Source organism: Gordonia hongkongensis (genome assembly GCF_023078355.1).
GTDB classification, from domain to species: Bacteria; Actinomycetota; Actinomycetes; order Mycobacteriales; family Mycobacteriaceae; genus Gordonia; species Gordonia hongkongensis.
Genome location: NZ_CP095552.1, coordinates 3,210,680 through 3,236,829 on the forward strand (window position 1 = coordinate 3,210,680; position 26,150 = coordinate 3,236,829).

At 67.8% G+C, this 26,150-nt stretch carries 20 protein-coding genes; 6 read left to right on the top strand and 14 right to left on the bottom strand.

Translation table 11 applies throughout. The annotated features are described in order from the left end of the window. The 3 genes from MVF96_RS14510 (at window position 1) to MVF96_RS14520 (ending at window position 3,239) form a co-directional block, all read left to right on the top strand. Window positions 1–636 (top strand): DUF2461 domain-containing protein, encoded by a 636-nt coding sequence (locus MVF96_RS14510; protein WP_247449475.1) that lies wholly within the window; start codon window positions 1–3, stop codon window positions 634–636. Window positions 637–829: 193 nt separating this feature from the next. Next, window positions 830–2,227 (top strand): amidohydrolase family protein, encoded by a 1,398-nt coding sequence (locus MVF96_RS14515; protein WP_159371003.1) that lies wholly within the window; start codon window positions 830–832, stop codon window positions 2,225–2,227. Window positions 2,228–2,306: 79 nt separating this feature from the next. Next, complete coding sequence (locus MVF96_RS14520; protein WP_159371934.1) at window positions 2,307–3,239, top strand: antibiotic biosynthesis monooxygenase; 933 nt, start codon at window positions 2,307–2,309, stop codon at window positions 3,237–3,239. 7 nt (window positions 3,240–3,246) lie between these two features. On the opposite strand, the gene MVF96_RS14525 is transcribed toward MVF96_RS14520, so the two are convergent. Then, window positions 3,247–3,636, bottom strand: coding sequence for a YchJ family protein (locus MVF96_RS14525; RefSeq protein WP_247452112.1), 390 nt, complete (start codon window positions 3,634–3,636; stop codon window positions 3,247–3,249). Window positions 3,637–3,749: 113 nt separating this feature from the next. Here MVF96_RS14525 and MVF96_RS14530 point away from each other — a divergent pair, with 113 nt between their 5' ends. The 3 genes from MVF96_RS14530 (at window position 3,750) to eutC (ending at window position 6,350) form a co-directional block, all read left to right on the top strand. Then, entirely contained in the window at window positions 3,750–3,977 is a 228-nt protein-coding gene (locus tag MVF96_RS14530; protein ID WP_065632361.1) for a dodecin, read from the top strand. A gap of 163 nt (window positions 3,978–4,140) precedes the next feature. After that, window positions 4,141–5,550: an ethanolamine ammonia-lyase subunit EutB gene (locus tag MVF96_RS14535; protein WP_226513513.1), complete on the top strand. Its 1,410-nt coding sequence runs from the start codon at window positions 4,141–4,143 to the stop codon at window positions 5,548–5,550. After that, window positions 5,547–6,350, top strand: a complete 804-nt coding sequence (gene eutC / locus MVF96_RS14540) for an ethanolamine ammonia-lyase subunit EutC (RefSeq protein ID WP_137808514.1) — start codon at window positions 5,547–5,549, stop codon at window positions 6,348–6,350. The genes MVF96_RS14535 and eutC overlap by 4 nt, the downstream gene beginning before the upstream one ends. A 386-nt stretch (window positions 6,351–6,736) precedes the next feature. Here eutC and MVF96_RS14545 read toward each other — a convergent pair whose 3' ends face one another. The 13 genes from MVF96_RS14545 to trpC form a co-directional block, all read right to left on the bottom strand. Continuing rightward, entirely contained in the window at window positions 6,737–7,042 is a 306-nt protein-coding gene (locus MVF96_RS14545) for an SHOCT domain-containing protein (protein ID WP_165629931.1), read from the bottom strand. A gap of 41 nt (window positions 7,043–7,083) precedes the next feature. Further along, window positions 7,084–7,554: a DUF6325 family protein gene (locus tag MVF96_RS14550; RefSeq protein ID WP_065632357.1), complete on the bottom strand. Its 471-nt coding sequence runs from the start codon at window positions 7,552–7,554 to the stop codon at window positions 7,084–7,086. Between the two features lie 53 nt (window positions 7,555–7,607). Further along, window positions 7,608–9,437: an AMP-dependent synthetase/ligase gene (locus tag MVF96_RS14555; protein WP_165629930.1), complete on the bottom strand. Its 1,830-nt coding sequence runs from the start codon at window positions 9,435–9,437 to the stop codon at window positions 7,608–7,610. A gap of 108 nt (window positions 9,438–9,545) precedes the next feature. Beyond that, window positions 9,546–11,531: an ABC transporter ATP-binding protein/permease gene (locus MVF96_RS14560; protein WP_165629929.1), complete on the bottom strand. Its 1,986-nt coding sequence runs from the start codon at window positions 11,529–11,531 to the stop codon at window positions 9,546–9,548. Between the two features lie 218 nt (window positions 11,532–11,749). After that, window positions 11,750–12,259: a hypothetical protein gene (locus tag MVF96_RS14565; protein WP_247449477.1), complete on the bottom strand. Its 510-nt coding sequence runs from the start codon at window positions 12,257–12,259 to the stop codon at window positions 11,750–11,752. A 25-nt stretch (window positions 12,260–12,284) separates the two neighbouring features. Next, the gene (locus tag MVF96_RS14570) at window positions 12,285–13,163 is read right to left on the bottom strand and encodes an acyl-CoA thioesterase (protein WP_065632354.1); all 879 of its coding nucleotides are present in this window, start codon (window positions 13,161–13,163) and stop codon (window positions 12,285–12,287) included. A gap of 64 nt (window positions 13,164–13,227) precedes the next feature. Beyond that, window positions 13,228–14,652, bottom strand: a complete 1,425-nt coding sequence (gene pyk / locus MVF96_RS14575; RefSeq protein ID WP_065632353.1) for a pyruvate kinase — start codon at window positions 14,650–14,652, stop codon at window positions 13,228–13,230. A 174-nt stretch (window positions 14,653–14,826) separates the two neighbouring features. Beyond that, window positions 14,827–16,332 (bottom strand): glutamate synthase subunit beta, encoded by a 1,506-nt coding sequence (locus MVF96_RS14580; RefSeq protein WP_137808510.1) that lies wholly within the window; start codon window positions 16,330–16,332, stop codon window positions 14,827–14,829. Continuing rightward, complete coding sequence (gltB, locus tag MVF96_RS14585; protein ID WP_247449479.1) at window positions 16,325–20,896, bottom strand: glutamate synthase large subunit; 4,572 nt, start codon at window positions 20,894–20,896, stop codon at window positions 16,325–16,327. Before gltB ends, MVF96_RS14580 begins: the two co-directional genes overlap by 8 nt. A gap of 272 nt (window positions 20,897–21,168) precedes the next feature. Beyond that, the gene (gene lgt / locus MVF96_RS14590; protein WP_247449481.1) at window positions 21,169–22,896 is read right to left on the bottom strand and encodes a prolipoprotein diacylglyceryl transferase; all 1,728 of its coding nucleotides are present in this window, start codon (window positions 22,894–22,896) and stop codon (window positions 21,169–21,171) included. 78 nt (window positions 22,897–22,974) lie between these two features. Continuing rightward, the gene (gene trpA / locus MVF96_RS14595) at window positions 22,975–23,784 is read right to left on the bottom strand and encodes a tryptophan synthase subunit alpha (RefSeq protein WP_247449482.1); all 810 of its coding nucleotides are present in this window, start codon (window positions 23,782–23,784) and stop codon (window positions 22,975–22,977) included. Continuing rightward, window positions 23,781–25,127: a tryptophan synthase subunit beta gene (gene trpB, locus MVF96_RS14600; RefSeq protein WP_205332996.1), complete on the bottom strand. Its 1,347-nt coding sequence runs from the start codon at window positions 25,125–25,127 to the stop codon at window positions 23,781–23,783. Before trpB ends, trpA begins: the two co-directional genes overlap by 4 nt. Before the next feature lie 62 nt (window positions 25,128–25,189). After that, a complete protein-coding gene (gene trpC, locus MVF96_RS14605) occupies window positions 25,190–26,008 on the bottom strand; it encodes an indole-3-glycerol phosphate synthase TrpC (RefSeq protein ID WP_065632347.1) in 819 nt (272 codons plus the stop codon). Window positions 26,009–26,150 lie beyond the last annotated feature (142 nt).

Below are 26,150 nucleotides of genomic sequence, written 5' to 3' on the forward strand. Positions count from 1 at the left end.
ATGACAGACTTCACCGGGTTCCCGGAGGCCGCCCTCGACTTCTACGACGATCTGGAGATCGACAACTCCAAGGTGTTCTGGGAGGCCCACAAGGCCACCTACCGTGCCGCGGTGGCCGAACCCATCCGCGCCCTGACCGACGCGCTGGCCGACGAGTTCGGCCCGGCCAAGATCTTCCGACCGCACCGCGATGTCCGGTTCTCGAAGGACAAAGCGCCGTACAAGACCCATCAGGGCGCGTTCGTCGCCGTGGCCCCGGCCACCGGGTACTACGTGCAGATCGGCGCACCGGGTGTTCGCGTCGGCGCGGGCTTCTACGAGGCCACCCCGGCCCGGCTCGCCGAGATTCGGAAGTCCATCGACCACGACCGCAGCGGACCCAAGCTCGAGAGCCTGCTCCGGCGGCTCACGGGGGACGGCTGGGAGATCGCCGGGGACCGGCTGAAGACCGCACCTCGCGTGTACGACGTCGCCCACCCGCGAATCGAACTGCTCCGCCACCGATCGCTGTCGGTGGGTCGGGACTACGGATTCGACGAGATCATCCATTCCGCGGAACTCGTCGATCGGGTGCGGCGGGACTGGCGGGCGACGGTCCCGTTCGTCGAGTGGATCGCGGCCCGCACCGGTAGCTGAGAGCCCGCACCGACCGGTTCGCGCGCCACATGGAAACGATCAGACGGCGACTTCGACGGTTGGCGCGCGCGTGCAACGGGAGGCGGGTGATACTGGTCGCCGACCGCGTCCGAGATCCGAGGACGATCACAGGCACCCGGGTGGACCTCCGATGACGATCCGAGTTTGTGACCCCGATGCCCGAGGAGCACCGATGACCGACACCGTCCACTACGGGCACATCTTCCATCTCGCCGGCAGTCCCGCGATCACCGAGGCGGTGGACGCGCTGGTATCGATACCCGACGGAGCTCTGGTGGTCGGCGACGACGGCACGATCAAGTTCGCCGGCGAGAGATCCGAGCTCCCTTCCGAATTCGCGAGCGCGGAGGCGCACGAGCACCCGAGCGGGTATCTCATCCCGGGCTTCGTCGACACCCACATCCACTTCCCGCAGACCTACGCCGGCGACTCCTACGGCGGCGGGCAACTGCTCGAATGGCTCAATCTGTGCATCTTCCCGTCCGAATCCAAGTTCGCCGACCACGAATTCGCCCAGGCCGCCGCGGTCGAGTTCACCAGGCGACGGGTCGCCGCGGGTACGACGGCGATGATGGTGTTCGGTTCCGCCTTCCCCCACGCCCAGGATTCCCTGTTCACCGAGACCCAGAAGGCCGGGCTGCGTATCGTGGCCGGCCGCGGCATCCAGACCGTCGGCGGTGACACCGCCAAGCCGCTGCTGACCTCGGAGGAGGAGGCGATCCGCCTCACCCGGGCCGAGATCGACAAGTGGCATGCCGCCGACACCGGCGACTACCGGACGGCGCTGCTCCACGTCGCGATCGTCCCGCGGTTCTCTCTCTCGGTGACCACCGAGACGCTGAAGAACCTCGGTGACCTCTACGACGAATACCGCGAGCAGGGCGTCTACGTCCACAGCCACCTCAACGAGAACAACCGTCCCGGCACCGGAGAGGTGGACACCACCAAGGAGGTCTACCAGGTCGACTCCTACCTCGACACCTATGACGGGAAGTTCCTGCCCGGATCGCAGGTCGGCGGCAAGAGCCTGCTCGGTCCGCGGACCATCCTCGCGCACTGCGTGCACTGCCAGGACGCCGAACTCGCGCGCATGGCCGAAACCGGTACCTCGATCTCGCATTGTCCGGTGTCTCAGTTGTTCCTCGGATCCGGCACGATGCCGTGGAAGCGCACCGTGGCGGCGGGTGTGAACATCTCCGCCGGAACCGATTTCGGCGGCGGCGACGAATGGCTCGTCCCGCGCGTACTCGGAGATGCCTTCAAACAGCACATCACCGAGCCCGGAGACGCCGGGGTGTCGATGCACCCTGCCGAGATGCTGTTCATCGGGACCGTCGGCGGGGCCCGGGCACTCGACATGGAGAACCGTTTCGGCAACTTCGATGAGGGCAAGGAAGCCGACTTCCTGGTCATCGAACCCGTGGACGCCCTGAAGTCCACGCTGGAGAACGCCGTCCGGTCCGACGATGCCGATCTCGCCCGCGACCAGACCCTGTTCGGCCTGCTGATGGGCCTGCGCGAGTCGTCCATCGCCGAGGTCTACGTCCAGGGGCGTCGGGTCACCGTCTGACCGGCAGCCCATGAATCGGCGACCCGAGGACACGACGATCGTCACCACCCACGACGCCACAGGCACCGCGATCATCGCGGTGTCGGTCTTCCACGCCGGCGACACCGGCGATTTCGCGGAGTGGGCCGCGACACTCGCCGCGTCGGCCACCGACTCCGACGGCTGTCTGGGTGTCGCGATCTCGGCGGTGACCGACGGACATTTCGACCCGGCGGTCGCCACCACCTTCGTCGACGAGGACGCCCTGGACCGTTGGCTCGACAGCTCGGGTCACCGCGCGGCGCTCGATGCCGGACGAGCGCGCGGTTGGCTACCGGCGACGCCCGTGCTCGAACTCGTCGACGGGCGGTCGCCCCCGCCCGGTGTCGGCGCGTTCCGGCACGACATCGTCACCGGAGCGGTGCCCGAATTCATTGCGGCACAACACGTGTTGACCAACTCGGCGAGCGAGTTCGGCGGTTACGAGGGCACCGCGCTGTTCGTCGATGCGCAGCAGGAGACATCGCTGTCGGTGTTGCGGTTCCGCACGGACCGTCAGCTGGCGTCCTGGGTCTCGTCGAGCCGACGCAGCGAAGCGCTCGCCGGGCTGCGTTCGAGCCTGACCCATGATTTCGAGACGATGGCCAGCACGACGGCCTTCGGCACCACGGTGCGCACCGATCGCGGCCGGATTCTGCAGACACCGAATTGGAAGTCGGCGATGATGGTGCTGCTGGTCCTGTACCCGACCGTGATGACCCTCTCCAGGTTCCTCGGCCCGACACTCGATCGTCTCGGTGCGGAGCCGTGGCTGGCACTGTGGCTGAGCCAGGTGGTCAGCGTCTCGCTCATGCAGTGGTGGCTGATGCCATGGGCCTCACGCCCGTTCCGGCGGTGGCTCGATCCGGTCGACGGAAGCAACTGGCGGAGCAACATCGCGGGAGCGGCTACGGTCCTGCTCCTCTACCTCCTGTGTCTGACGGTGTTCGCCAACGTGACGTGGCTCCAGTTCTGGGACTACGCCGACGCCTGATCTCGGCTCACCCCACGATCCCGTCGACGTACAGCCAGCGGCCGTTCGCTCGAAGGAAGCGACTGCGCTCGTGCAGCGATCCACGCTCCGCACCTCGCCGATAGTGGGCCGTGAACGTGACCTCTCCCTCGACCTCGAACAGTGAACCGCCACTACTCGACTCGATGTCGAGGCGGTACCAACTCATCGACTCGTCCAGATCGAGTGCGGCGGGGCGGGTGTCGGGATGCCAGCTCGCGAGCAGATGATTCCGATCGCCGAGCGCGAAAGCGGTGAAACGCGAACGCATCAACGTCTCTGCGGTCGGCGCGGCCCGCTCACCGGCGAGAACGGGACCGCAGCAGTCGCCGAGCGACGAGCCGGACGTGCACGGGCATCTCTCGGGGACGTCCCGCATTTCCGAACCGCGTTTCACCCCTCGATCGTAGGGTAGACAGGAGTGGCGGCCCGCCCGGGCGGCGGACCCACCGCGGACTATGCCCTGATGTTCTCACGATTGGAGCGATTACCTTGTCGGACAATGTGTATCGAGTCATCGAAGTGGTCGGATCGTCATCGACCGGCACCGACGACGCCATTCGTAACGCGATCGCGCGTGCCTCGCAGACCGTCAAGCATCTCGATTGGTTCGAGGTCACCGAGACCCGCGGCCACATCGAGGAAGGTCAGATCGCGCACTTCCAGGTCACGCTGAAGATCGGTTTCACGCTCGAGTCCTCTGCCGACGCGGCACAGTGACCCGCGACCTCACCGCCGTGAGTTCGCGGCGGTGAGGAACGCACCGATCTCGGCCCCGACGGTGCGAGGAGACGCCCGCGTTCGGCATGCGCCCGGTCGGGTCCGAACCTAGACTTCGGGGGATCATGACGCGCACTCAGCTCCTCCCCGGCCGGTCGATCCGATGAAGTACACACAGACGATCGCCGGCACCACCTATGGGTTCGACGGCCTCGTCGAACTCATGGCGAAGGCCACCCCACGCCGATCCGGCGATGAACTGGCCGGTTGCGCCGCCGACTCCGACGCCGAACGTGCCGCGGCCGCATGGCAACTCGCCGATGTGCCACTGAGCCGATTTCTCGACGAGCCGCTGGTGCCGTACGAGTCCGACGAGGTGACCCGACTGATCGTCGACACCCATGACCGGACCGCGTTCGCCGAGATCGCCGACCTGACCGTCGGCGGGTTCCGGGACTGGCTGCTGGAGATCGCCACCCGATCCGATGCCGGTGAACGTCTCGCCCGCGTCGGCCCCGGACTGACCCCCGAGATGGTGGCCGCCGCGTCGAAGATCATGAGGAACCAGGACCTGATCCTGGTGGCGGCGGCGACCAGGGTGACGTCCGCCTTTCGCTCGACCATCGGACTGCCCGGCCGGATCGCGACGCGCCTACAGCCCAATCACCCCACCGACGACCCACGCGGCATCGCCGCGGCGACCCTCGACGGCCTGCTCATGGGCTGCGGCGACGCGGTCATCGGGATCAACCCGGCGTCGGATTCGCCGCGGGCGACCGCCGACCTGCTCCACATGCTCGATGACATCCGGCAGCGTTTCGAGATCCCGATGCAGTCGTGCGTGCTGTCGCACGTGACGACCACGGTCGACCTCATCGAGCAGGGGGTGCCAGTCGATCTCGTGTTCCAGTCGATCGCGGGCACCGAGGGCGCCAACAAGGGGTTCGGCGTGACCCTGGACATCTTGCGCGAGGCCGACGAGGCGGGACGGTCGCTGCGCCGCGGAACCGTCGGCGACAACGTGATGTACCTGGAGACCGGTCAGGGATCGGCCCTCTCGGCCGGTGCGCATCTCGGCACCGGCGGCAAGCCGGTCGACCAGCAGACCCTGGAGACGCGGGCCTACGCGGTGGCGCGGATGCTGAAACCGTTGTTGATCAACACCGTCGTCGGCTTCATCGGACCCGAATATCTCTACGACGGGAAACAGATCATCCGCGCGGGACTCGAAGATCACTTCTGCGGCAAGCTGCTCGGGCTCCCGATGGGTGTCGACGTCTGCTACACCAATCACGCCGAGGCCGACCAGGACGACATGGACACGCTGCTCACCCTGCTCGGCGTCGCCGGCGCCGCGTTCGTCATCGCCGTGCCCGGGGCGGACGACGTGATGCTCGGTTATCAGAGCCTGTCGTTTCACGACGCCCTCTATGTCCGTGAGGCACTCGGACTGCGGCCCGCGCCGGAGTTCGAATCCTGGCTGGCGCGACTCGGCATGACCGACGGCGCCGGTCGCATCCTGCCGGTCGATCCGGGCGAATCCCCACTCCTGCCACTGGCGTCCGGGCGATGACGCCGAGCCAGCCCGCACCCGCGGATGACCGATCGACCCCCGACCCCTGGACCGAGCTGCGCCGGAGCACACAGGCCCGGATCGGACTCGGACGCGCGGGCAATTCGCTTCCGTCGCAACGGGTCCTCGAGTTCCAGTCCGCCCACGCAGTCGCCCGCGACGCCGTCCACGAGCCGCTCGACGTCGAGGATCTCACGCGCGCGATCGGCGAACTCGACCTCGATCCCCCGATCGTGGTCCGGAGTCGCGCGGCAACGCGCAGCGAGTACCTGCGCCGACCCGACCTCGGCCGGCTACCCGAAGATCTCTCGCAGCTCCCGCACGCCGACGCCGAGATCGGGATCGTGCTGGCCGACGGACTGTCACCGCGGGCCCTCACCGATCACGGCGGCGGCTTGGTCGCGGCACTGTTACGTCAATTCGACGGCCGGTACTCGATCGCGCCGCCGGTCATCGCGACCGAGGCCCGCGTCGCCCTCGGTGATCACATCGGCGAGGCGCTCGGCGTCAGCACGCTCATCGTGATCATCGGCGAGCGTCCCGGCCTCTCGGTCGCCGACAGCCTGGGCGTCTATCTCACCCACCTCCCCCGGCCGGGACGCGCCGACTCCGACCGGAACTGCATCTCGAACATCCACCCGCCCGACGGTCTGCACTACGACGTCGCCGCGCGGACGACTGCCGCGCTCATCGACGGCGCCCGGAAACTCGGACGATCCGGTGTCGCACTGAAGGACATGTCGCGCACGGACGCCCTCGCGCAGATCGACGACGCGGAGGCACTCCCGCACGAGTCGTGAGTGCGTTTCACTCCCTGAGGTGCGAGCGAAGCGAGCCTCCTTCTGCTCGCTGATCCGAAAGGACGACACAACCATTGCTCCCTGAGGTGCGAGGAGCGCAAGCGACGAGCCACGAAGGGTTTGACGACGCATCTCACCAAGACCCTTCGTGACGGCCTCCGCAAGCTCCGGCCTCCTCAAGGAGCAGTAATTGGGCCCGCTCCGAGCACAACGAGTTCGTTCCAGTCCACGACGGCCGCCAGGTGCAGCTACTGAGGTGCGAGCGAAGCGAGCCTCGAAGGACTCCATACGTGTCTCACCCGGCCCTTCGTGGCTCGTCGCTAACGCTCCTCGCACCTCAGGGACCAGTTGGGTCTGTGCTTCTTTCGGATCAGGGAGCGGAGGGGTCAGGTCCCGAGGATCTTCGCCTTCTGTGCGGCGAACTCGGCCTCGGTGAGGATGCCCTGCTGGTACAGGGCTCCGAGCTCCTTCAGCGCCGAGATGGTGTCCGTCGGGGTCGATGCGGGCGCCTGCTGCTGAGGCGGCGGGGCGTACTGGGGTTGTGCGTACTGTTGTTGTGCCCGTGGGTCCTGGGGAGCGGCACCCTGCTGGGCCCATCGGCTCGCCTGGCGTCGGGACACCCGGTTGCTCACCGCCGTCGCGGTGCCGGAGATGACGGCGGTGCGGGCGACGCCGCGGAGAAGTCCTGGCATGGTCTGTCCTTTCGGGGTTTCAGGTCGGTGGTCGCAGTGCGCTACGCGGTCGGAGCGGCCGGCGCCGCCTCGTCGGCCGCATCGAGTTGGGCGAGCAGTGCGTTCACCGGTATCCGGCCCGAAGCGACGAGCTGTCCGCCACCCTTTCGGACGGCCGTGGCGAACGGAGCAGCCCATGCGTTCTCCCAGACGAGGACGGCCGCGCTCGACCCCGGATCGATCACCGTGGCCGCCTCCGCGAGGTCGGAGTCGTCGAGCAGGGAGGTCGCCGCGCCGTCGAAGATCGCGAAATCAGCGCCGAGCGAGTTGATCTCGAGCCGGGCGACCGTACCGTCGGCGTCCTTGGTGATGAAGACGATGTCGATCAGTCGCACGATTCCGCGGTCGATCAGATCGATGAGATGTGGAAGTGCCTCACCGGTCGGCTGCTTGCCCGTCCACTCGACAACGATGTAGTCGATGGGTCCGAGTTCGCGGTCAGCCGTCTGGTCGACACCTGCTTGGTCGTCCAATTCCTTCTCCCTGTCTCGTGCCGTCGATGTGACCGTCTGGCAGCGGGCCCCGGTCACGACCTCAGATCCACCACCGAACGTCCCGGTTGCGCCTCGTACAGTTCGCCGATCTCACTGGCGTACTTGGTCGCAATCGGCTTGCGGCGCAACTTCATCGTGGGGGTGAGCTCGTCGCCGCCGGGATCCCAGGCGGTCGGCACGATGGTAAATCGTTTGACCTGCTCCACGCGGGACAGTGACCGATTTCCGGCACGGATTGCCACCGCCACCTCGTCCACCACGTCGGGGTGCGAGGACAACTCGGTCAGGTCGGCACCGGACAGGTCGAGTCGCTTGGCTCGCGCGGCCGCCGCATCCGGGTCGAGAACCACGAGCGCGGACACATAGGGCCGGCCGTCGCCGATCGCCGCGACCTGACCGATCAGCGACGACGCCGCCTTCATCGCGTTCTCGATGTTGGTGGGCGACATGTTCTTCCCGGACTCGTTGATCATCAGTTCCTTCTTGCGGTCGACGATGGTCACGTTGCCGTCACCGTCGATCGTCGCGATGTCACCGGTCGACAGCCAGCCGTCGGCATCGATCGTCTCGGCCGTCTTGTCGGGCTGTTTGCGGTAGCCGCGCATCACGACCGGTCCGCGGACGAGGAGCTCTCCGTCGTCGGCCAGTCGCACCTCCATGCCGCGGACCGGTTTGCCGACGGTTCCGATCCGGAGGTTGTCGCTGGTCGTCATCGTCGAGACGCCGGTGGTCTCCGACATCCCCCAGACCTCGAGAACCGGGATACCGAGTCCCAGGAAGAACTTCAGCACCTCCGGTGGGATCGCGGCCGCACCCGATCCGGCGAAGGAGACTTGGTCGAGGCCCAGTGCGGAGCGGACCTTGCGCAGCACCAGGCGATCGGCGAGACCGTGTGAGAGACCGCCGGAGCCCTTGCCGTCGATCTGGGCCTGCGCCGCCGAGGCCCCGGCGCGGAACGCCCAGTCCGCGAGCGCCTTCTTGACCGGGCTGGACTCCTCGGCCAACTTCGCCTCGATCCCCGCTCGGATCTTCTGCCACACCCGCGGCACCCCGAAGAAGAACGTCGGGTGCACGTCGGGAAGGGCCGCGGCGATCTCCCGGGGATCGGGCACCGTGGTGATCTGGATGCCGCGCATCATGTTCGCGGCGTGGGAGGAGACCCGGTCGGCGATGTGCGCTGCGGGCAGATACGAGATGGCACGGTCGTCGAAGCCCGCCTGAACGATCTCGGCGAGCGCCGTCATCTCGGCGACGATGTTGCGATGGGTGATCTCGACGCCCTTCGGCGGGCCGGTGGTGCCCGAGGTGTAGATCAGGGTCGCGAGGTCCTCGGGTTCCACCGCCTGCCATGCCGCGGTGAAGTCGAATCCGGCCGGCGGCGGGGACTGTTCGAGATCGGCCAGCGACAGCGCGCCCGTCGCGACGCCGTCGACGACGATCGTGGTGGACACCCCGGTCGCCGCGGCGGTGATCGCGGGCAGAAACACCTGCTCGGTGACGACGACGGAGTTCTCCGCGTTACCGAAGAGGTACTCGATCTGTTGGGGCGAACTCGTGTTGTAGATCGAGAACGGAACCGCGCCGAGGTGCAGCGCCGCGGCGTCGACGAGGTGGAACTCGGGGCGGTTCGTCAGCATGATCCCGACGGTGTCGCCGCGCTTGACCCCCAGGGCCGCGAGCCCCCCGGCGATGGCTTCGACGCGCGCGGCGTACTCCGTCCACGTGATCTCCTGCAGCCCACCGACCGTACGGATGGCGACGGCGTCGGGCCGTACGGTGACCGTCTGCTGGAACGCGGCGGGCAGCGTCGCCACTGCGACACCGGTCTGATGGGGGAAGGTGATGGTCTCTGCAGCGGTCATGACAGTCCTCGACTGGCCGAAGTGATGTGTTGCACGTCACATTAGCCAGTTCGGGCGCGCGTCACGGCCGGTTCCGGTGAATGGTGAACTGTTGACAAAAACCCCAGATCAGGACCGTTTGTCGAGCGAAGGACGCTCGGTCAGCGACTCGAGATTCCAGGCGCCGCCACCGGTCAGCTCGAGCAGATCGGTGTGATGCTGGTCGGTGGTGCTGCGGTGACTCACCGACACCAGGATCGTCTCCGGCAGCTCCGTGCGGATGAGCGAGTACAGCGAGTACTCCAGCCCCTCGTCCACGGCCGAGGTCGCCTCGTCCATGAACACGGCCTGCGGCCGGGTCAGCAGGATGCGCGCGAAGGCGATGCGCTGCTGCTCGCCCGGGGAGAGCACCTTGACCCAGTCCTCCTCGTCGTGGAGCCGGTCTGCCAGATGCGGGAGGAAGACCTTCTCGAGCGCCGCCTTGATGGCCTCGTCACCGACGTCGTCGGGCAGTGCCGGGTAGGCGACCGCCGTGCGCAGATCCCCCAGCGGGATGTAGGGCATCTGCGACAGGAACAGCGTGTGCTCCCCCGGCGGCCGGGTGAACTCGCCGTCGATGAAGGGCCACAGTCCGGCGAGGCCGCGGAGCAGTGTCGTCTTGCCCGAGCCCGACCGCCCTTTGACGACGAGAGCGGCCCCGGGTGCGAGGGAGAGGTTGAGCGCGCTGATGAGTTCGTCACCGCTCGGGGTCTTCACGTCGACGTCCGACAGAGCAACGGCGCGTTCGCGATCCACAGTCGTGACCTCGGCCATGGTCCGCGAGCGCGCATCGGCGTCGGCGAGACCGTCGAGACGGATGATCGACGCGCGCAGAGCGGTGAAATCGTCGTAGGCGTTCCGGAAGAACGAGAGTGCGTCGTGCATCTCGCCGAAGGCGCTGGCGGTCTGCGTCATGTCACCGAGCTTGATCTGACCGTCGAAGAACCGCGGTGCCTGCACGAGAAGTGGGAACACCACCGCGAGCTGCGACGCGCTGAAGTTCCATCCGACGAACGCCAGCTGCACATGGATGATCTGCCAGAAGTTCTTCACGACCGCACGGAATCTGGTCATGAGGTTGTTGTGTTCGACGCGCTCGCCGCTGTAGAAGGCGACGTTCTCCGCGCTGTCACGGACGCGGACGAGTGCGTAGCGGAAGTTCGCGGTGAGGCGTTCGCGCCAGAAGTTCAGTCGGATCAGCGGGCGTCCGATGGCGAACGCGACCACGCTGGCGACGAGAACGTAGACCAGGACCAGCCACATCATCATGCGCGGGATCTCGACCCCGAACAGCGTGACCGGCCCGGACAGGTCCCAGAGCACGACCGAGAACGACACGATGGACGCACACGCCGGGAGCACACCGTTCGTCGAGACCCCACCGCCGCCCCAGAACAACGACGAGCCGACGGTGGCGATGTTGGTGATGTCGGCCTCGATACGCTGGTCCGGGTTGTCGACGCCGGGGTGGATGTCGACGGCCCGTCGCTGCGGATCCGACTTAGCGCGCCCGAATCGTCTGCGCCGCAACAGTCCAGCGCTGAGGTCGACGAATCGGTTGCGGTAGAAGGCACGGCCGGACATCCAGTCGCCCGTCGCCCCTTCGGTCAGCCAGTAGCGGAGCCGGATCTCGAAAGCCGCACCGACATAGATCTCGACCATGGTGCGGACGACGTGAGTGGCGGCGAGGATGCCGAAGATCGTGATCGAATGCCAGAACGCGTCTTTGCCGATCTGGAGCATCTCCGCTCCCTGTGGCCCGCCCGTCGCGATGCCCTCGGCCGCGGTTTGCAGGGACGTGTACAGGTCGTTGCTCCAGTAGCTGAACAGGACGCTCAGCCGCACACCGAGCAACGACAGCAGGGTGAGGACGACGACCAGCGCCCACGCCCAGACCCGGGTTCTCGGGTCGGTGAAGAACCCCCCGATCACCCGCCACAGCGGGCCGCCCCACCGGCTGAATCGCGACAGCAGGTACCCGATCACCAAGATGGCCACGGCCGAGATCGCGAACGCGATGGCCAACCACTTCAGACTGGCCCACACCTCGTTGCCCCAGTCGATGCTGTACTCCACGCACACTCCTCGCGTCGGATGGCCCGGCGGCGGGCATCACGGTCGACAAACCCCGGTCGATCGCAGCGATGGCCCCGCCACCACGGGTCCGGGCCTCAACGATGATCCGGCGCAGTTTAACCCGGCGTTCACCCGGTGTCCGGGCAACCGCGTCGACGGAGCGCCGACCGGTCGCCGGGAGCGCGGAATGTCGGTTTTGCCGAGCGGTTCTGGTGACGTCAGCCCAGCGGGCGCAGCACCGCACCCTGCTGGAGCGCCGCGGTCGAGACCGACTCCGAGAAGCGACCGTCGGCATCGCCGACGCTGACGAGATAGCCCGCGTCGGTGTACTCCACGCCGCTCACCTCGAAGGTGAGTTGGCACCCGTCGTCGCCGCGGAGGAACACCGACAGCGTGGTGGTCGCCACCTCGCCGCCGGCCGCGTCGTAGAGAACGACCGGTGCGCCGCGGGCCAACGTGCCGCCGTCTGGGAGCGCGGCGTTCTCGGTCAGACAATCCGCAACGACCCCGCCCTTGGCGGTGAACGTCGGGGTGGTCAGCAGGCCGGCGACGACCGCGACACCCACGATGACCGCGAAGACGATCAACGCGACTGCGGACGCGACGATGACCGGGACCCGCGTGCGCCGCTGCCATGTCCGGCGCGGCAGCGGCGGGCCGGGGTCCAGCCACATCTCGGGTGCGGGGCCGTACCCCGGGGTCATCGACCCGCCCGTGCCGCGATCCATGAGCTCCCCCTGCAGACCCGTGCGGTCACTTCTTGGGCGGGAAGTACTTGATGAGCGCTTCTTGCACGACCGACGTCGCGAGAGTGCCGTCGCGCATCCAGAACCGGCCCGATCCCATCCCGCGTGACCCGGTGGCGACCGGCGACCGGGTGGCGTACAGCAGCCAGTCGTCGAACCGGAACTCGCGGTGGAACCACATCGAGTGATTGACAGTCGCGGCGAACAACCGGTCCATGCCCCAAGAGAGGCCGTGGGTGGTGATGATCGAGTCCAGCACCGTGGTGTCGGAGGCGTAACACATTGCGGCGACGTGCATCACGGGGTCGTCGGGCATCGTGCCGTCGGCCTTCATCCACACCCGGTTGTCGGTCAGCTTCTCCCCCGCCTCCTTCGCCTTCCAGCTCGGATCGTTCGCGAAACGGATGTCGATGGGGTGCAACGCATTCACGAAGGCCGCGATACGGTCCTCGTAACCCTTGAAATGCTCACCGAGAGTGGGCAGTTCCTCCGGATAGGGCACCTGGGGGATCTCCACTGCGTGCTCGAGCCCAGAAGTGTTGTCCTGGAACGCGACCAGCATCGTGAAGATCTCTTCGCCGTCCTGCTTGGCCGTCACCTGACGATTGGCGAACGACCTGCCGTCGCGGAACCGGTCGACGTGGTACTCCAACGGTTTGGTGACATCGCCACCACGGATGAAGTGCGCGTGCAGCGCGTGGATCGGCGGGTTGCCCCGACTCAGGCTCCGGGCCGCCGCGACGACCCCCTGGCCGAGCAGCTGACCGCCGAACGTCCGGGCGGTGACCTGCTCGGGATGGTGCCCGATGAACAGGTCGTCACCCTGACGTTCGACGTCGAGCAACGCGAGTAGCTTGCCGAGATCCCCGGCCTGGTCCACGGTCATGCCTCACACCCTAGAACCCGGACGCGGCTGCGTCGCGCACCGGCCCGAGCAGGAGCGGACGCGGTCAGTGGTCCTGCTCGCCGATCCGGTGCACGTGGATCAGGTTGGTCGAACCCACCGTCCCGGGCGGGGCCCCGGCCACGATCACCACGACGTCACCCTCGCTGAGCCGCCCGATACGCAGCAGCTGATGGTCGACCTGGTCGATCATGTGGTCGGTCGTGTCGACGTGGTCGACGATGAACGTCTCGGTTCCCCAGCTCAGCGCGAGCTGGCTGCGGACAGCCTGGGTCGGCGTGAACGCCAGCAACGGGAGGCGCGAGTGCAGACGGGCCAGTCGACGCACGGTGTCCCCGGACTGGGTGAACGCGACCAGCGCCTTCACCTCGAGGCGCTCGCCGATGTCGCGCGCCGCGTAGGAGATGACACCGCGCTTGGTACGGGGCACGTGGGACAGCGGCGGCACGTCGCGGGGGCCGGTCTCGACCGCCCGGCAGATCCGGTCCATGGTTCGCACCGTCTCGAGCGGGTACTTGCCCACCGACGTCTCGCCGGACAGCATGACCGCGTCGGCACCGTCGAGGACCGCGTTGGCCACGTCGGAGGCCTCGGCCCGGGTCGGGCGCGAGTTCTCGATCATCGAGTCGAGCATCTGCGTCGCCACGATCACCGGCTTCGCGTTCTCACGGGCCATCTGGATGGCCCGCTTCTGCACCAGCGGCACTTCCTCGAGCGGCAGTTCGACGCCCAGGTCGCCACGGGCGACCATGATCGCGTCGAAGGCCAGCACGATGGCCTCGAGGTTCTCGATCGCCTCGGGCTTCTCGAGCTTCGCGATGACCGGCACCCGGCGGCCGACGCGGTCCATCACCTCGTGGACCAGTTCGATGTCGGAGGGGCTGCGCACGAAGGAGAGCGCCACCATGTCCACGCCCAGTTCGAGGGCGAATTCCAGGTCGGCGATGTCTTTTTCCGACATCGCCGGCACCGAGACACTCATCCCGGGCAGCGACAGCCCTTTGTTGTTGCTGACCGGGCCGCCCTCGGTCACGGTGCAGAGGACGTCGTTGCCCTCGACCGCGGACACGGCGAGGCCGACCTTGCCGTCGTCGACGAGCAGGCGGTCGCCGGGGCTGGCGTCCTCGGCGAGCTGCTTGTAGGTGGTCGAGACGCGGTCGTGGTCGCCCACGACGTCGTCGACGGTGATGCGCACCTGCTCGCCGGTCTCCCAGACGGTCGAGCCGTCACAACCGTCGAAACGGCCGAGCCGGATCTTGGGGCCCTGTAGGTCGGCGAGGACGCCGACGGCTTTCTCCGTGGTGTCCGAGGCCTTGCGGACGCGCGCATAGACGGCCGCATGGTCCTCATGCGTGCCGTGGCTGAAGTTCATCCGGGCCACGTCCATGCCGCTTTCGACGAGCTCTTTCAGTCGCTCGTCGCTCGCGGTGGCGGGGCCCAGGGTGCAGACGATTTTGGTTCGGCGTGTCACAAGAACACCTTAGTCCCGTCCATGGTCCATCTCCATGTCGCCGACGACATGTCACCGGCTCGCCACCGGCTGTTACCGCTGGTGGCGAGCCGCTACCGCCGAGTATGAAATTTACTTAACTTGTTGCGGCCGCGTGTGTTCGACCGAGCCCGTCGGGTGGCGGCGAGGGCCTGCTCAGCGCACCGACAGGGGCAGGGACGCCGGACGGACCGGAGACGGGAGGTCGGACTCGCCGACCAGGAACTCGTCGACCGCACGCGCGGTCGAGCGACCTTCCGCGATCGCCCACACCACGAGCGACGCGCCGCGGTGGGCGTCACCGCAGACGAACACGCCCGGGGCGTCGGTCTGCCAGTCGCTCCCGCAGGAGATGACGCCGCGCCGGTTCGGCTCGATCTCGAGATCGGCGAGCAGCGCCCCACCCCGTACCCCGGCGAACCCGATCGCGAACAGGGCCAGCTCGCAGGGGATCTCGAATTCCTCACTCACCGGCGTGATCTCGCGGCGCCCGTCGGCATCGCGCGTCACCTCCACCTCGGCGAGCACCATCGTCGTAACGTTGCCGTCCTCGTCACCCTCGAATCGCTGAACCGCAACCTGGTGCAGCCGTTCGCCGCCCTCGTCGTGTGCGCTCGAGGTCCGCATGATCAACGGCCATGTCGGCCACGGCGACCGTTCGTCGTCGCGCTGCCCGGGCAGTTCCGGGTTGTAGTCGAGTTGCACGACCGAGGCCGCGCCCTGACGGTGCGCCGTACCCAGGCAGTCGGCTCCCGTGTCACCACCGCCGATGATCACGACGTGCTTGCCCGCGGCGGTGATGGGTGACGGCCCGTCGCCCTCGCACTCCTTGTTGGCGGGCACGAGATGCTCCATGGCGAGGTGGATGCCGTTCAGCTCCCGCCCCGGCACCGGGTTGTCGCGTGCCTCCATCGCACCGATGGCCAGGACCACCGCGTCGTGGTTCGCGCGTAGATCAGCCACGGACAGGTCGGCCCCCACGTCGCAGTTGGTGACGAAGGTCGTTCCCTCCGCCCGCATCTGGGCGATACGTCGGTCGATGTCGGACTTCTGCAGCTTGTACTCCGGGATGCCGTAGCGGAGCAAACCGCCGAGACGGTCGTCGCGCTCGTAGACGGTGACGTCGTGACCAGCCCGGGTGAGCTGTTGTGCCGCAGCCAGTCCCGCGGGTCCGGAGCCGACGACCCCGACCGACTTGCCGGTCGTGGACTCGGGCGGCTCGGGCCCGATGATGCCTTCGGCCCACGACTCGTAGGCGATGGTCTTCTCGATGCGCTTGATCGTCACGCTGCCGCCGGTCGCCGGTTCGGAGATCGACAGCACGCAGGCGGACTCGCACGGCGCCGGGCACACCATCCCGGTGAACTCCGGGAAGTTGTTGGTCGCGTGCAGCCTGCTGCTCGCGGCATCCCACCGGCCGCGCCGGACGAGGTCGTTCCACTCCGGGATGAGATTGCCCAGTGGGCAACCCGCGGTTCCGGAGTGACAGAACGGGATACCGCAGTCCATACACCGGCGGGCCTGTCCGCTGACCTCGTCGAGGACCTTGATCGGATTGTCGGCGTGTTCGTAGACGTCGTCCCAGTCCTGGACGCGTTCGGCGACCGGACGGTACTTCGCCTCTTTCTTCGGGACCTCCAGGAACCCGCGCGGGTCAGCCACGTGCCGCCTCCATGATCGCTGAATCGACGTCGCGCCCTTCGGCTTCGGCCATCCGGGCCGCGTCGAGGACACGCTTGTAATCGGTGGGCATCACCTTGGTGAACGCCAGGCAGCGTCGAGGCCAGTCGGCCAGTATCGATGCGCCGATCGCGGAACCGGTCAGTTCCGTGTGCGTGGCGATGGTGTGCTTGAGCCAGGCGAGGTCTTCCGGGTCGGGACGCAGGAGTTCGACCATGGCCGTGTTGACCTTCGCGGGATCGAGGTCGTGGACGAACGCGATACCACCCGACATGCCGGCCGCGAGATTGCGTCCCGTTGGTCCGAGGACGACCACCCGGCCACCGGTCATGTACTCGCAGGCGTGGTCGCCCACTCCTTCGACGACCGCCGTCGCACCCGAGTTGCGTACCGAGAAGCGTTCTCCCACTCGGCCTCTGAGGTACACCTCGCCGGAGGTCGCCCCGTAGAGGATCGTGTTGCCGGCGATCACCTGGTCCTCGGCGACGAACAGCGAGTCGGGATTCGGCGTGACGACGATCTTGCCGCCGCACAATCCCTTTCCGACGTAGTCGTTGGTGTCACCGGTCAACCGGATCGTCACTCCCGGCGGCAGGAAGGCCCCGAGCGATTGCCCGGCCGAGCCCTCGAGCCTGACCGTGATCGTGTCGTCGGCGAGGCCGTCGGCCCCGTACCGCCGGGTCACCTCCGAGCCGAGCAGGGTGCCGACCGTCCGGTTCACGTTGCGCACCGGCAACTCCAGGGTCACCGGGTGTGCGTCCTCGAGTGCACCCTCGGCGAGCTGGATCAGCGTCTGGTCCAGCGCGCGCTCGAGGCCGTGTTCCTGGCCCCGCACCCGACGACTCGGTCCCTTGTCCTCGATCTTGCGGAAGATCGGGCTGAGGTCGAGCCCCTTGGACTTCCAGTGCGCGACCGCCGCGTCGGTGTGCAGACGCTGCGACTGCCCGATGGCGTCGTCGAGCGTGCGATAACCCAACTGCGCCAGATACTTCCGGACGTCCTCGGCGATGAAGCGGAAGAAGTTGACCAGGTGGTCGACCTGACCGGTGAAGCGGGACCGCAACAGCGGATTCTGGGTGGCGACGCCGACCGGGCACGTGTCGAGGTGACAAACGCGCATCATGATGCACCCGGCGACGATCAGCGGCGCGGTGGAGAACCCGTATTCCTCGGCGCCGAGCAAGGCCGCGGTGATGACATCGCGCCCGGTGCGCAGCGCCCCGTCGCACTGCACCGTGATGCGGTCGCGCAGGCCGTTCAACATCAGCGTCTGCTGGGCGTCGGCGAGGCCGATCTCCCACGGCGTGCCGGCGTGTTTGAGCGAGGTCAGCGGCGACGCGCCGGTGCCGCCGTCGTGCCCGGAGATGAGGACGACGTCGGCGTGCGCCTTCGACACCCCGGTCGCGACCGTCCCCACGCCGACCGCACTGACCAGCTTCACATGGATGCGTGCCTGCGAATTCGCGTTCTTCAGGTCGTGGATCAACTGGGCGAGATCCTCGATCGAGTAGATGTCGTGGTGCGGCGGCGGCGAGATCAGCGCGACACCCGGCGTCGAATGCCGGGTCTTCGCGATCCACGGATACACCTTGTAGGCCGGGAGCTGGCCGCCCTCACCGGGTTTGGCACCCTGCGCCATCTTGATCTGGATGTCGGTGGCGTTGATGAGGTAGTCGCTGGTCACGCCGAACCGGCCCGACGCGACCTGCTTGACCGCGCTGCGGCGTTCCGGATCGTAGAGACGCTCGACGTCCTCGCCGCCCTCCCCCGAGTTCGACCGGCCGCCGATCCGGTTCATGGCCATCGCGATGGTCTCGTGGGCCTCCGCGGAGATCGATCCGTAACTCATCGCGCCGGTGTTGAAGCGCTTCATGATGTCCTCGACCGGCTCCACCTCGTCGAGCGGGATCGGTTCGCGCGCATCGAGATCGAAGTCGAACAGTCCGCGCAGGGTGCCACCCTCACGCGAGAGCCGGTCGACCTCGTCGGAGTACTTCTGGAAGATCTCGGCCCGGCCGGTCTTGGTGGCGTGCTGCAGCAGGAAGATGGTCTCGGGCGAGAACAGGTGCAATTCGCCCTCGCGGCGGTACTGGTACTCGCCGCCGACCTCGAGTCGACGGTAGACCTGTTCGGTGGGGTTCTCCGGGAAGGCCCGGTGGTGGCGGATGCGCACCTCCTCGGCCAGTTCGTCGAGTCCGACGCCCTCGATCCGCGACACCGTCCGGGTGAAGTACTCGCGCACCACCTCCGACGACAATCCCACGGCCTCGAAAGCCTGTGCGGCGGTGTAGGAGCTGATGGTCGAGATACCCATCTTGCTCATCACCTTCAGCACACCCTTGCCCAGCGCCTCCAGATAGTTGCCGATCGCCTTGGCCCGGGTCACCCCGGTCAGCTCACCCTCGGCGATCAGATCCTCGATGGTCTCGAGCGCCAGGTAGGGATTGACCGCGGCCGCGCCGAATCCGATCAGGGTCGCGATGTGGTGGACCTCGCGGGCATCGCCGGACTCCACGACGAGGGCGACCCGCGTCCGCTCCTTGGTGCGGACCAGGTGGTGGTGCACCGCCGAGGTGGCCAGCAGCGACGGGATGGGCGCGTGCTCGGCGTCGGTGAGCCGGTCGGAGATCACCAGCGTCGTGTGCCCCTCGGCGATCGCCTGACTGGCCCGCAGCCGGAGGTCCTCGAGCGCCGCGGCGAGACCCGCACCGCCCTCGGACACCTCGTAGAGCGCCCGCAGCACCTTCGCCGACAGACCAGGATTGTCACCGTCGTCGTTGATGTGGACGAGCTTGGCCAGCTCGGCATTGTCCAGCACCGGCCAGTGCACCATGATCTGGCGGCACGACGCCGCGGTCGGCCGCAGCAGGTTCTGCTCCGGACCCATCACGCGACTCATCGACGTGACGATCTCCTCGCGGATCGCATCCAGCGGCGGATTCGTGACCTGGGCGAACAGCTCGACGAAGTAGTCGTAGAGCAGCCGCGAACGCTGCGACAGCACGGCGACCGGGGTGTCGGTGCCCATCGATCCGAGGGGTTCGTAGCCCGACGCCGCCATCGGGGTCAGGAGTACGCGCAGATCCTCCTCGGTGTAACCGAAGGAGATCTGCCGGCGGACGACGGTGTCGTGGTTGGGCTGGAAGACCGGCCGGTCCGGGAGCGTGGCGATGTCGAGCAACCCGGCGTGGAGCCACTCGTCGTACGCCTCGGCGTTCATGAGCTCGCCCTTGAGTTCCTCGTCCGGGATGATCCGGCCCTGCTCGGTGTCGACGAGGAACATGCGGCCGGGTTCGAGCCGGCCCTTGCTGATCACGTCGTCGACCGGGACGTCGAGCACACCGGACTCGGAGGCGAGGATGACCCGGCCGTCGCGGGTCTGCCACCACCGGCCCGGGCGCAGTCCGTTGCGGTCGAGGACCGCGCCGACGACCGTGCCGTCGGTGAACGTGACGCACGCGGGACCGTCCCAGGCCTCCATGAGCGAGGAGTTGAACTGCAGGAACGCCCGACGACGGGGATCCATGTCGGGCACGTTCTCCCACGCCTCGGGCACCATCATCATCACCGCGTGGTGGACGTCCCGACCGCCGAGGTGCAGGAGTTCGAGGACCTCGTCGAGCGACGCCGAGTCGGAGGCCTCGGGCGTGCAGATCGGGAATGCGCGCTTGAGATCGCCGGGGATGAGGTCGGTCTCGAGGAGCGCCTCGCGGGCACGCATCCGGTTCCGGTTGCCGCGCACGGTGTTGATCTCGCCGTTGTGCGCCACGAACCGGAAGGGGTGCGCGAGCGGCCACGACGGGAAGGTGTTGGTGGAGAACCGGGAGTGGACGATGGCGATCGCGCTGAGGCAGCGGTCATCTCGCAGATCCTCGTAGTACAGCGGGAGCTGCATCGTGGTGAGCATGCCCTTGTAGACCATCGTTCGACTCGACAGCGATGGGAAGTACAGCCCGGTGCCGGCTTCGTCGATCTCCGGTGTCACCCGTTCGGCCTGCTTGCGGAACGGGTAGATGAAGCGGTCGAGCGCGAGCCCGGCGATGCGGTCGGCGCCGGGCGCCGGGTCGACGGTGACGAACAGCTGCATCATGTACGGCATGCATGCGACGGCCGTCCCGCCGACGTCGGCGTGTTCGTGGTCGACGGGGAGGTCCCGCCAGCCGAGCACGGTGATGCCCTCGTCGGCGGCGAGGGCCTCGACCCGCTCGATCGCCGCGCGGCGCAGGTCGGGGTCCATGGGCAGGAAGCACGTTCCCGCGGCGTAGCTGTTCGACCCGTCCGCGGCGGGCTCGGGTAGGTCGAAGTCGACGGTGTCGCGCAGCAACTCGTCGGGGAGTTGGATCAGGATTCCCGCGCCGTCACCGCTGTTGGTCTCCGCCCCGGCCGCACCTCGATGTTCGAGGTTCTCCAGCGCCAGCAACCCGTCGGCGACGATCGAATGCGAACGGCGACCGTGGATGTCGGTGACCATGGCCACACCACACGAATCGACCTCGGCCTCCGGGTCGTACAGACCCTGCTTGGCCGGCAGCGCAGAAAACAGCATCACTACCTCCACTCGAACCGAGAACCGGCTCGCTGCTGAGTGTCCAATGGGACAGCACTGGCCCGTGGAGCATTGCGCGGCGTACGAATGACCGTGCCGAGATCGGTACCGGGTTGAGTCAGAACCGTTGAGCGCTTGCGTGCTCTGGAACGGTCGGTACCGGGCGGAGGATCGCGCACCGTGAGATCCGATCCTATCCGAACACCCGGGGAGGCGTCGTCACCCGCGACCTGTGACCCTGCCGACGGATCAGCTCGTGGCAGGACCGAACGTCAGGACTTGTCTCCGTCGGAGGAACCGGCACCGGCACCCGGTGTGGTGTCGGTGGGGGTGTCCGTCGGGATGTCGGTATCCGACTCCTCGGCGGGATCAACTATGTCGGTGACCGCGTCGGCGTCGGTGTCCGGATCGGCGTCGGCAACCGGATCGGCGTCGGCAACCGGGGCTGCGTCGGGGACCGAGCCGGTGGTCGAGTCGTCCTTGTCGGCCGCGTCCATGTCGTCGTCGGCCTCAGGGTCTGCGGAGTCCACGGTCTCGTCGGCAGCCGGTTCGTCCCCCGGCGACGTCGCCGTCTCCGGCTGAGCGGGCGTTCCGGCCTCGGTACCGGCCTCGGTCGCTGAGGTCGTCTCCTCGTCGGCCCCGAGGTCGACCGCTTCGTCTGTCGGAGTTTCGGGGTGCGAGGTGGTGTCCGACTCGGCCCCGTCGAGCGCTTCCTCGTCGAGCGCTTCGTCGACCGGCTCCTCGCCACCGGCCTCGACGGTGTCCTCGCCCGGCTCGACCGGACCGTCGGCAACCGGCTCCGGTTCGGCGCCCGGCTCCGCTTCGGTCGTCGAGTCCGTGTCCGGTTCGGCGCCCGGCTCCGCATCGCTGCCCGCGGTCACGGGGTTTGCGGCTGCGACCGGGTCATCCGTGTCGGCGGTGTCGTCGGTGGACGGATCCCCCGCCGTGCCCGCCTTCTGACCCTGGTCGTCGGAATCGAACAGGGATGATCCCGCCGAACCCGTCGCCACCCCGGCGGCGGCCGCCGGACTCGGCTCCGGTTCGATGTCTTCGTCGTACCAGTCGTCGACGTACCCGGCGACACCCTGCTCCGCGAGCTCCGCGGCACGGTCGTCGTGATACATCTCCAGTCCCTGTTCGCGTCCCTTGGGCGCGACCACGAAATAGACGACGGCGGCGAGGAACACCAGCGCCGCGGTGAAGAGGTTCGGTCGGATGCCCGCGATGTCGTTGGCGACGGCCGCGCGATCGTCGCGCAGCAACTCGATGAAGAACCGGCCCAGGCAGTAGCCCGCGACGTACAGCGCGAACAGCCGGCCGTGCCCGATGCGGAAGAACCGGTCGACGACCACCAGGAGCACGACGATGAGCACGTTCCACAGCAGCTCGTAGAGGAAGGTCGGATGGACCACCGCGACCACGACGCCGTTGGACACGCCGTCGATCAGTCCGGGGTCGGAGTACCCGGCGGCGTTCTCGCGTTCGTAGATCTCCAGGCCCCACGGGAGTGTGGTCTCGCGTCCGTAGAGCTCCTGGTTGAAGTAGTTGCCGAGGCGACCGATCGCCTGTGCCAACAGGATCGGCGGCGCGATGGCGTCGCCGAAGGCGGGCAGGCGGATGCCGCGCCGACGAGCGCCGATCCACGCGCCCACCGCACCGAGCGCGACCGCGCCCCAGATACCGAGTCCGCCGTCCCAGATCTTCAGTGCGTCGATCGGTTCCTTCAGCGCATCGGCACCGAAGTACGTCTTCCAATCGGTGATGAGATGGTAGAGCCGGCCACCGATGAGGCCGAACGGGACCGCCCAGATCGCGACGTCGAGAACTTCGCCGTCCTGGCCGCCGCGGGCCATCCATCGGCGGTTGCCCCACCAGACGGCGACGATGATGCCGACGATGATGCACAACGCATACGCGCGTAGCGGGAAGGGTCCGATCTCCCACACGCCCTGAGGCGGACTCGGGAGGTAGGCGAGCATCGTCGAGGTCGGCGCGATCACGCTGTCACCCTAGCCGACCGGATGGGACGTTCGACCTGTCGACCGGGACCCGCCGCGTCGATCACGAGAGCGTCCGGTTCAGACAGACGCCCGACGCGAGCGGACCCCTTCGGCCAGTTCGGAGACGAGCGAGGCCAACCGGTCCTGGCCCGCGCTCGCCGCGGTCACCAGCGCCGAACCCACGATGACTCCATCTGCGTACGAGGCGATCTGGGCCGCCTGCTCGCGGTTGCGAACGCCGAGACCGACGCCGATCGGGATGTCGGAGTACTCGCGAACCCGCGCGCACAGCTCAGGAGCCATGTCCGACACGGCATCTCGCGCACCGGTGACACCCATCGTGGAGGCCGCGTAGACGAAACCCCGGGACGCATCGACAGTGAGGGCGATCCGCTCGGTCGTCGATGACGGAGCGACGAGGTAGATGCGGTCGAGCCCGTGCCGGTCGGCCGCCTCGTGCCACTCCGCACCCTCTTCGGGGATCAGGTTCGGGGTGATGAGTCCGGCACCGCCGGCCGCCGAAAGATCACGCGCGAAATTCTCGACGCCGTACTTGAGGACCGGGTTCCAGTAGCTCATGACCACCGCGTTGCCGCCGGCGGAGGTGATGGCCTCGACGGCGGTGAACACGTCACGGACACGCACACCGTTGGTCAGTGCCTGGTCGGCGGCGTCCTGGATGGTCGGGCCGTCCATCACCGGGTCGGAGTAGGGCACGCCGACCTCGATGATGTCGCAACCGGCGTCGACCATCGTCCGGAACGAGGTCAGCGACTCGTCGACGGTCGGGAAACCGACCGGGAGGTAACCGATCAGCGCACTGCGACCCTTGTCCCGGCAGCGGGCGAACACGGGGCCGAGCTTCGACGGGATCGACTGTGTGCTCATGCCTGCTCTCCGGGCTTCTGGACGTCCGACGATTCCGACAGGGTGGCCTCGTCCTGGGACGGCGGGGCGTCGAACAGCCCGAACCAGCGTGCGGCGGTGTCCACGTCCTTGTCGCCGCGACCGGAGAGACTGACGACGATGATCGAACCCTCCCCCAGTTCCTGCCCGAGTTTCAGGGCGCCGGCGACCGCATGGGCCGACTCGACGGCGGGGATGATGCCCTCGCGGCGACTGAGCAGCGCGAGTGCATCCATGGCTTCGGTGTCGGTGATCGGCCGGTACTCAGCTCGGCCGGTGTCCTTGAGATAGGCGTGCTCGGGTCCGACCCCCGGATAATCCAGGCCCGCCGAGATCGAATGGGATTCGATGGTCTGACCGTCGTCGTCCTGCAGGAGATAGGAGTACGCGCCCTGGAATGCGCCCGGTGTCCCACCGGTGAAAGTCGCTGCGTGGCGGCCGGTCTCGACGCCGTCGCCGGCGGCCTCGAAGCCGACGAGCCGGACGCCCTCGTCGTCGATGAACGGGTGGAAGATGCCGATCGCGTTGGAACCACCGCCGACGCAGGCGGTCACCGCGTCGGGCAGGCGTCCGGCCTTCTCCAGGATCTGCACGCGCGCCTCGAGCCCGACGATGCGCTGCAGATCGCGGACCATGACCGGGAACGGGTGCGGCCCGGCAGCCGTGCCGAAGCAGTAATAGGTGTTGTGCGCGTTGGTGACCCAGTCGCGCATGGCCTCGTTGATCGCGTCCTTCAGTGTCGCCGAACCGTTGTCGACCGCGATCACCTCCGCACCGAGGAGTCGCATGCGGGCGACGTTGAGCGCCTGGCGATCCGTGTCGACCCGGCCCATGTAGATCACGCACTCGAGACCGAGGAGCGCGCACGCGGTCGCGGTGGCGACCCCGTGCTGTCCGGCGCCGGTCTCGGCGATGACGCGGTGCTTGCCCATCCGCTGGGCCAGGAGCGCCTGTCCGAGAACGTTGTTGATCTTGTGCGAGCCCGTGTGGTTGAGGTCCTCGCGCTTGAGGAAGATCCGCGCCCCGCCGGCGTGCTCGGACAGGCGCTTCGCCTCGTACAGCGGAGACGGGCGGCCAGCGTAGTCGCGCTGCAGGCGGTCCAGTTCGGCGAGGAAATCGTCGTCGGCGCGGACCTTCTGGAAGGTCGTGGTCACCTCGTCGATGACGGCCATCAGGGCCTCGGGTACATGGCGCCCGCCGTAGACACCGAAGTGCCCGTGCTCGTCGGGTTCGATCGAGGTACGAGTGGTGAGCCCGACGCTCGCGGTGGGCAGCGGAGTCGCCTCGGCGGCGTCGGTGCGGACGGAATCAGGATGAGCGGTCACTTCAACTCACAGACGATCGGGCCGACAGGCTCACACGGACCGATGCCGGCCCGGACACTTTGTCAGCGAACAGGTTTCGGGCACGACGGGTGTGTGCCCGCGGTGACGAGCTCACGGACCGCGGCACGCGGGTCGCCACTGGTGACGAGACCTTCGCCGACGAGTACCGCATCGGCGCCGGCACCGGCGTAGGCCAGCAGATCGGCGGTGCCGCGCACACCCGACTCGGCGATCCGGATGGTCTCCGTGGGCAGACCGGGTGCGATGCGCGAGAAGGTGTCCCGCTCCACCTGCAGGGTCTTGAGGTTGCGTGCGTTCACGCCGACGACCGAGGCGCCGGCTTCGAGGGCGCGGCTGGCCTCCTCCTCGGTGTGTACTTCGACGAGCGCGGTCATGCCCAGGCTCTCGGTGCGGTCGAGAAGTGAGGCGAGCACGTTCTGCTCGAGGGCGGCGACGATCAACAGGATGACGTCGGCGCCATGGGCGCGGGCCTCATGGATCTGGTACGTGCCGACGATGAAGTCCTTGCGCAGCACCGGGATGTCGACCGCGGCGCGGACGGCGTCGAGGTCGGCGAGCGAGCCGCGGAACCGGCGTTCCTCGGTGAGCACGCTGATGATGCGCGCGCCGCCGTCTTCGTACGCGCGGGCGAGTTCGGCGGGGTCCCCGATGCTGGCGAGTTCGCCTTTCGACGGACTGGCGCGCTTCACCTCGGCGATGACACCGATTCCGGGCTGACGCAGGGCGGCCAGCGCATCCTTGGGGGCGGGAGCCTTGGCGGAGGCCGCTTTGACCGAGGCGAAGTCGACGACGGCCTCACGTGCCGCGACGTCGGCTTTCACTCCCTCGATGATCGATTCGAGAACGTTGGGCACGCTCACAGCGACTTGCTCCCTTCTCCCTCGACGTGTGTTCTCAGGGTAGACGGGCCGTTCGGGCCGGTTGCGTCCGGGTTGGCCGATCAGTGACCTCATCGCGCTGATGCGTCCATCGTCGGAGTCTGCGACCGGGCGTCGCCGTCGC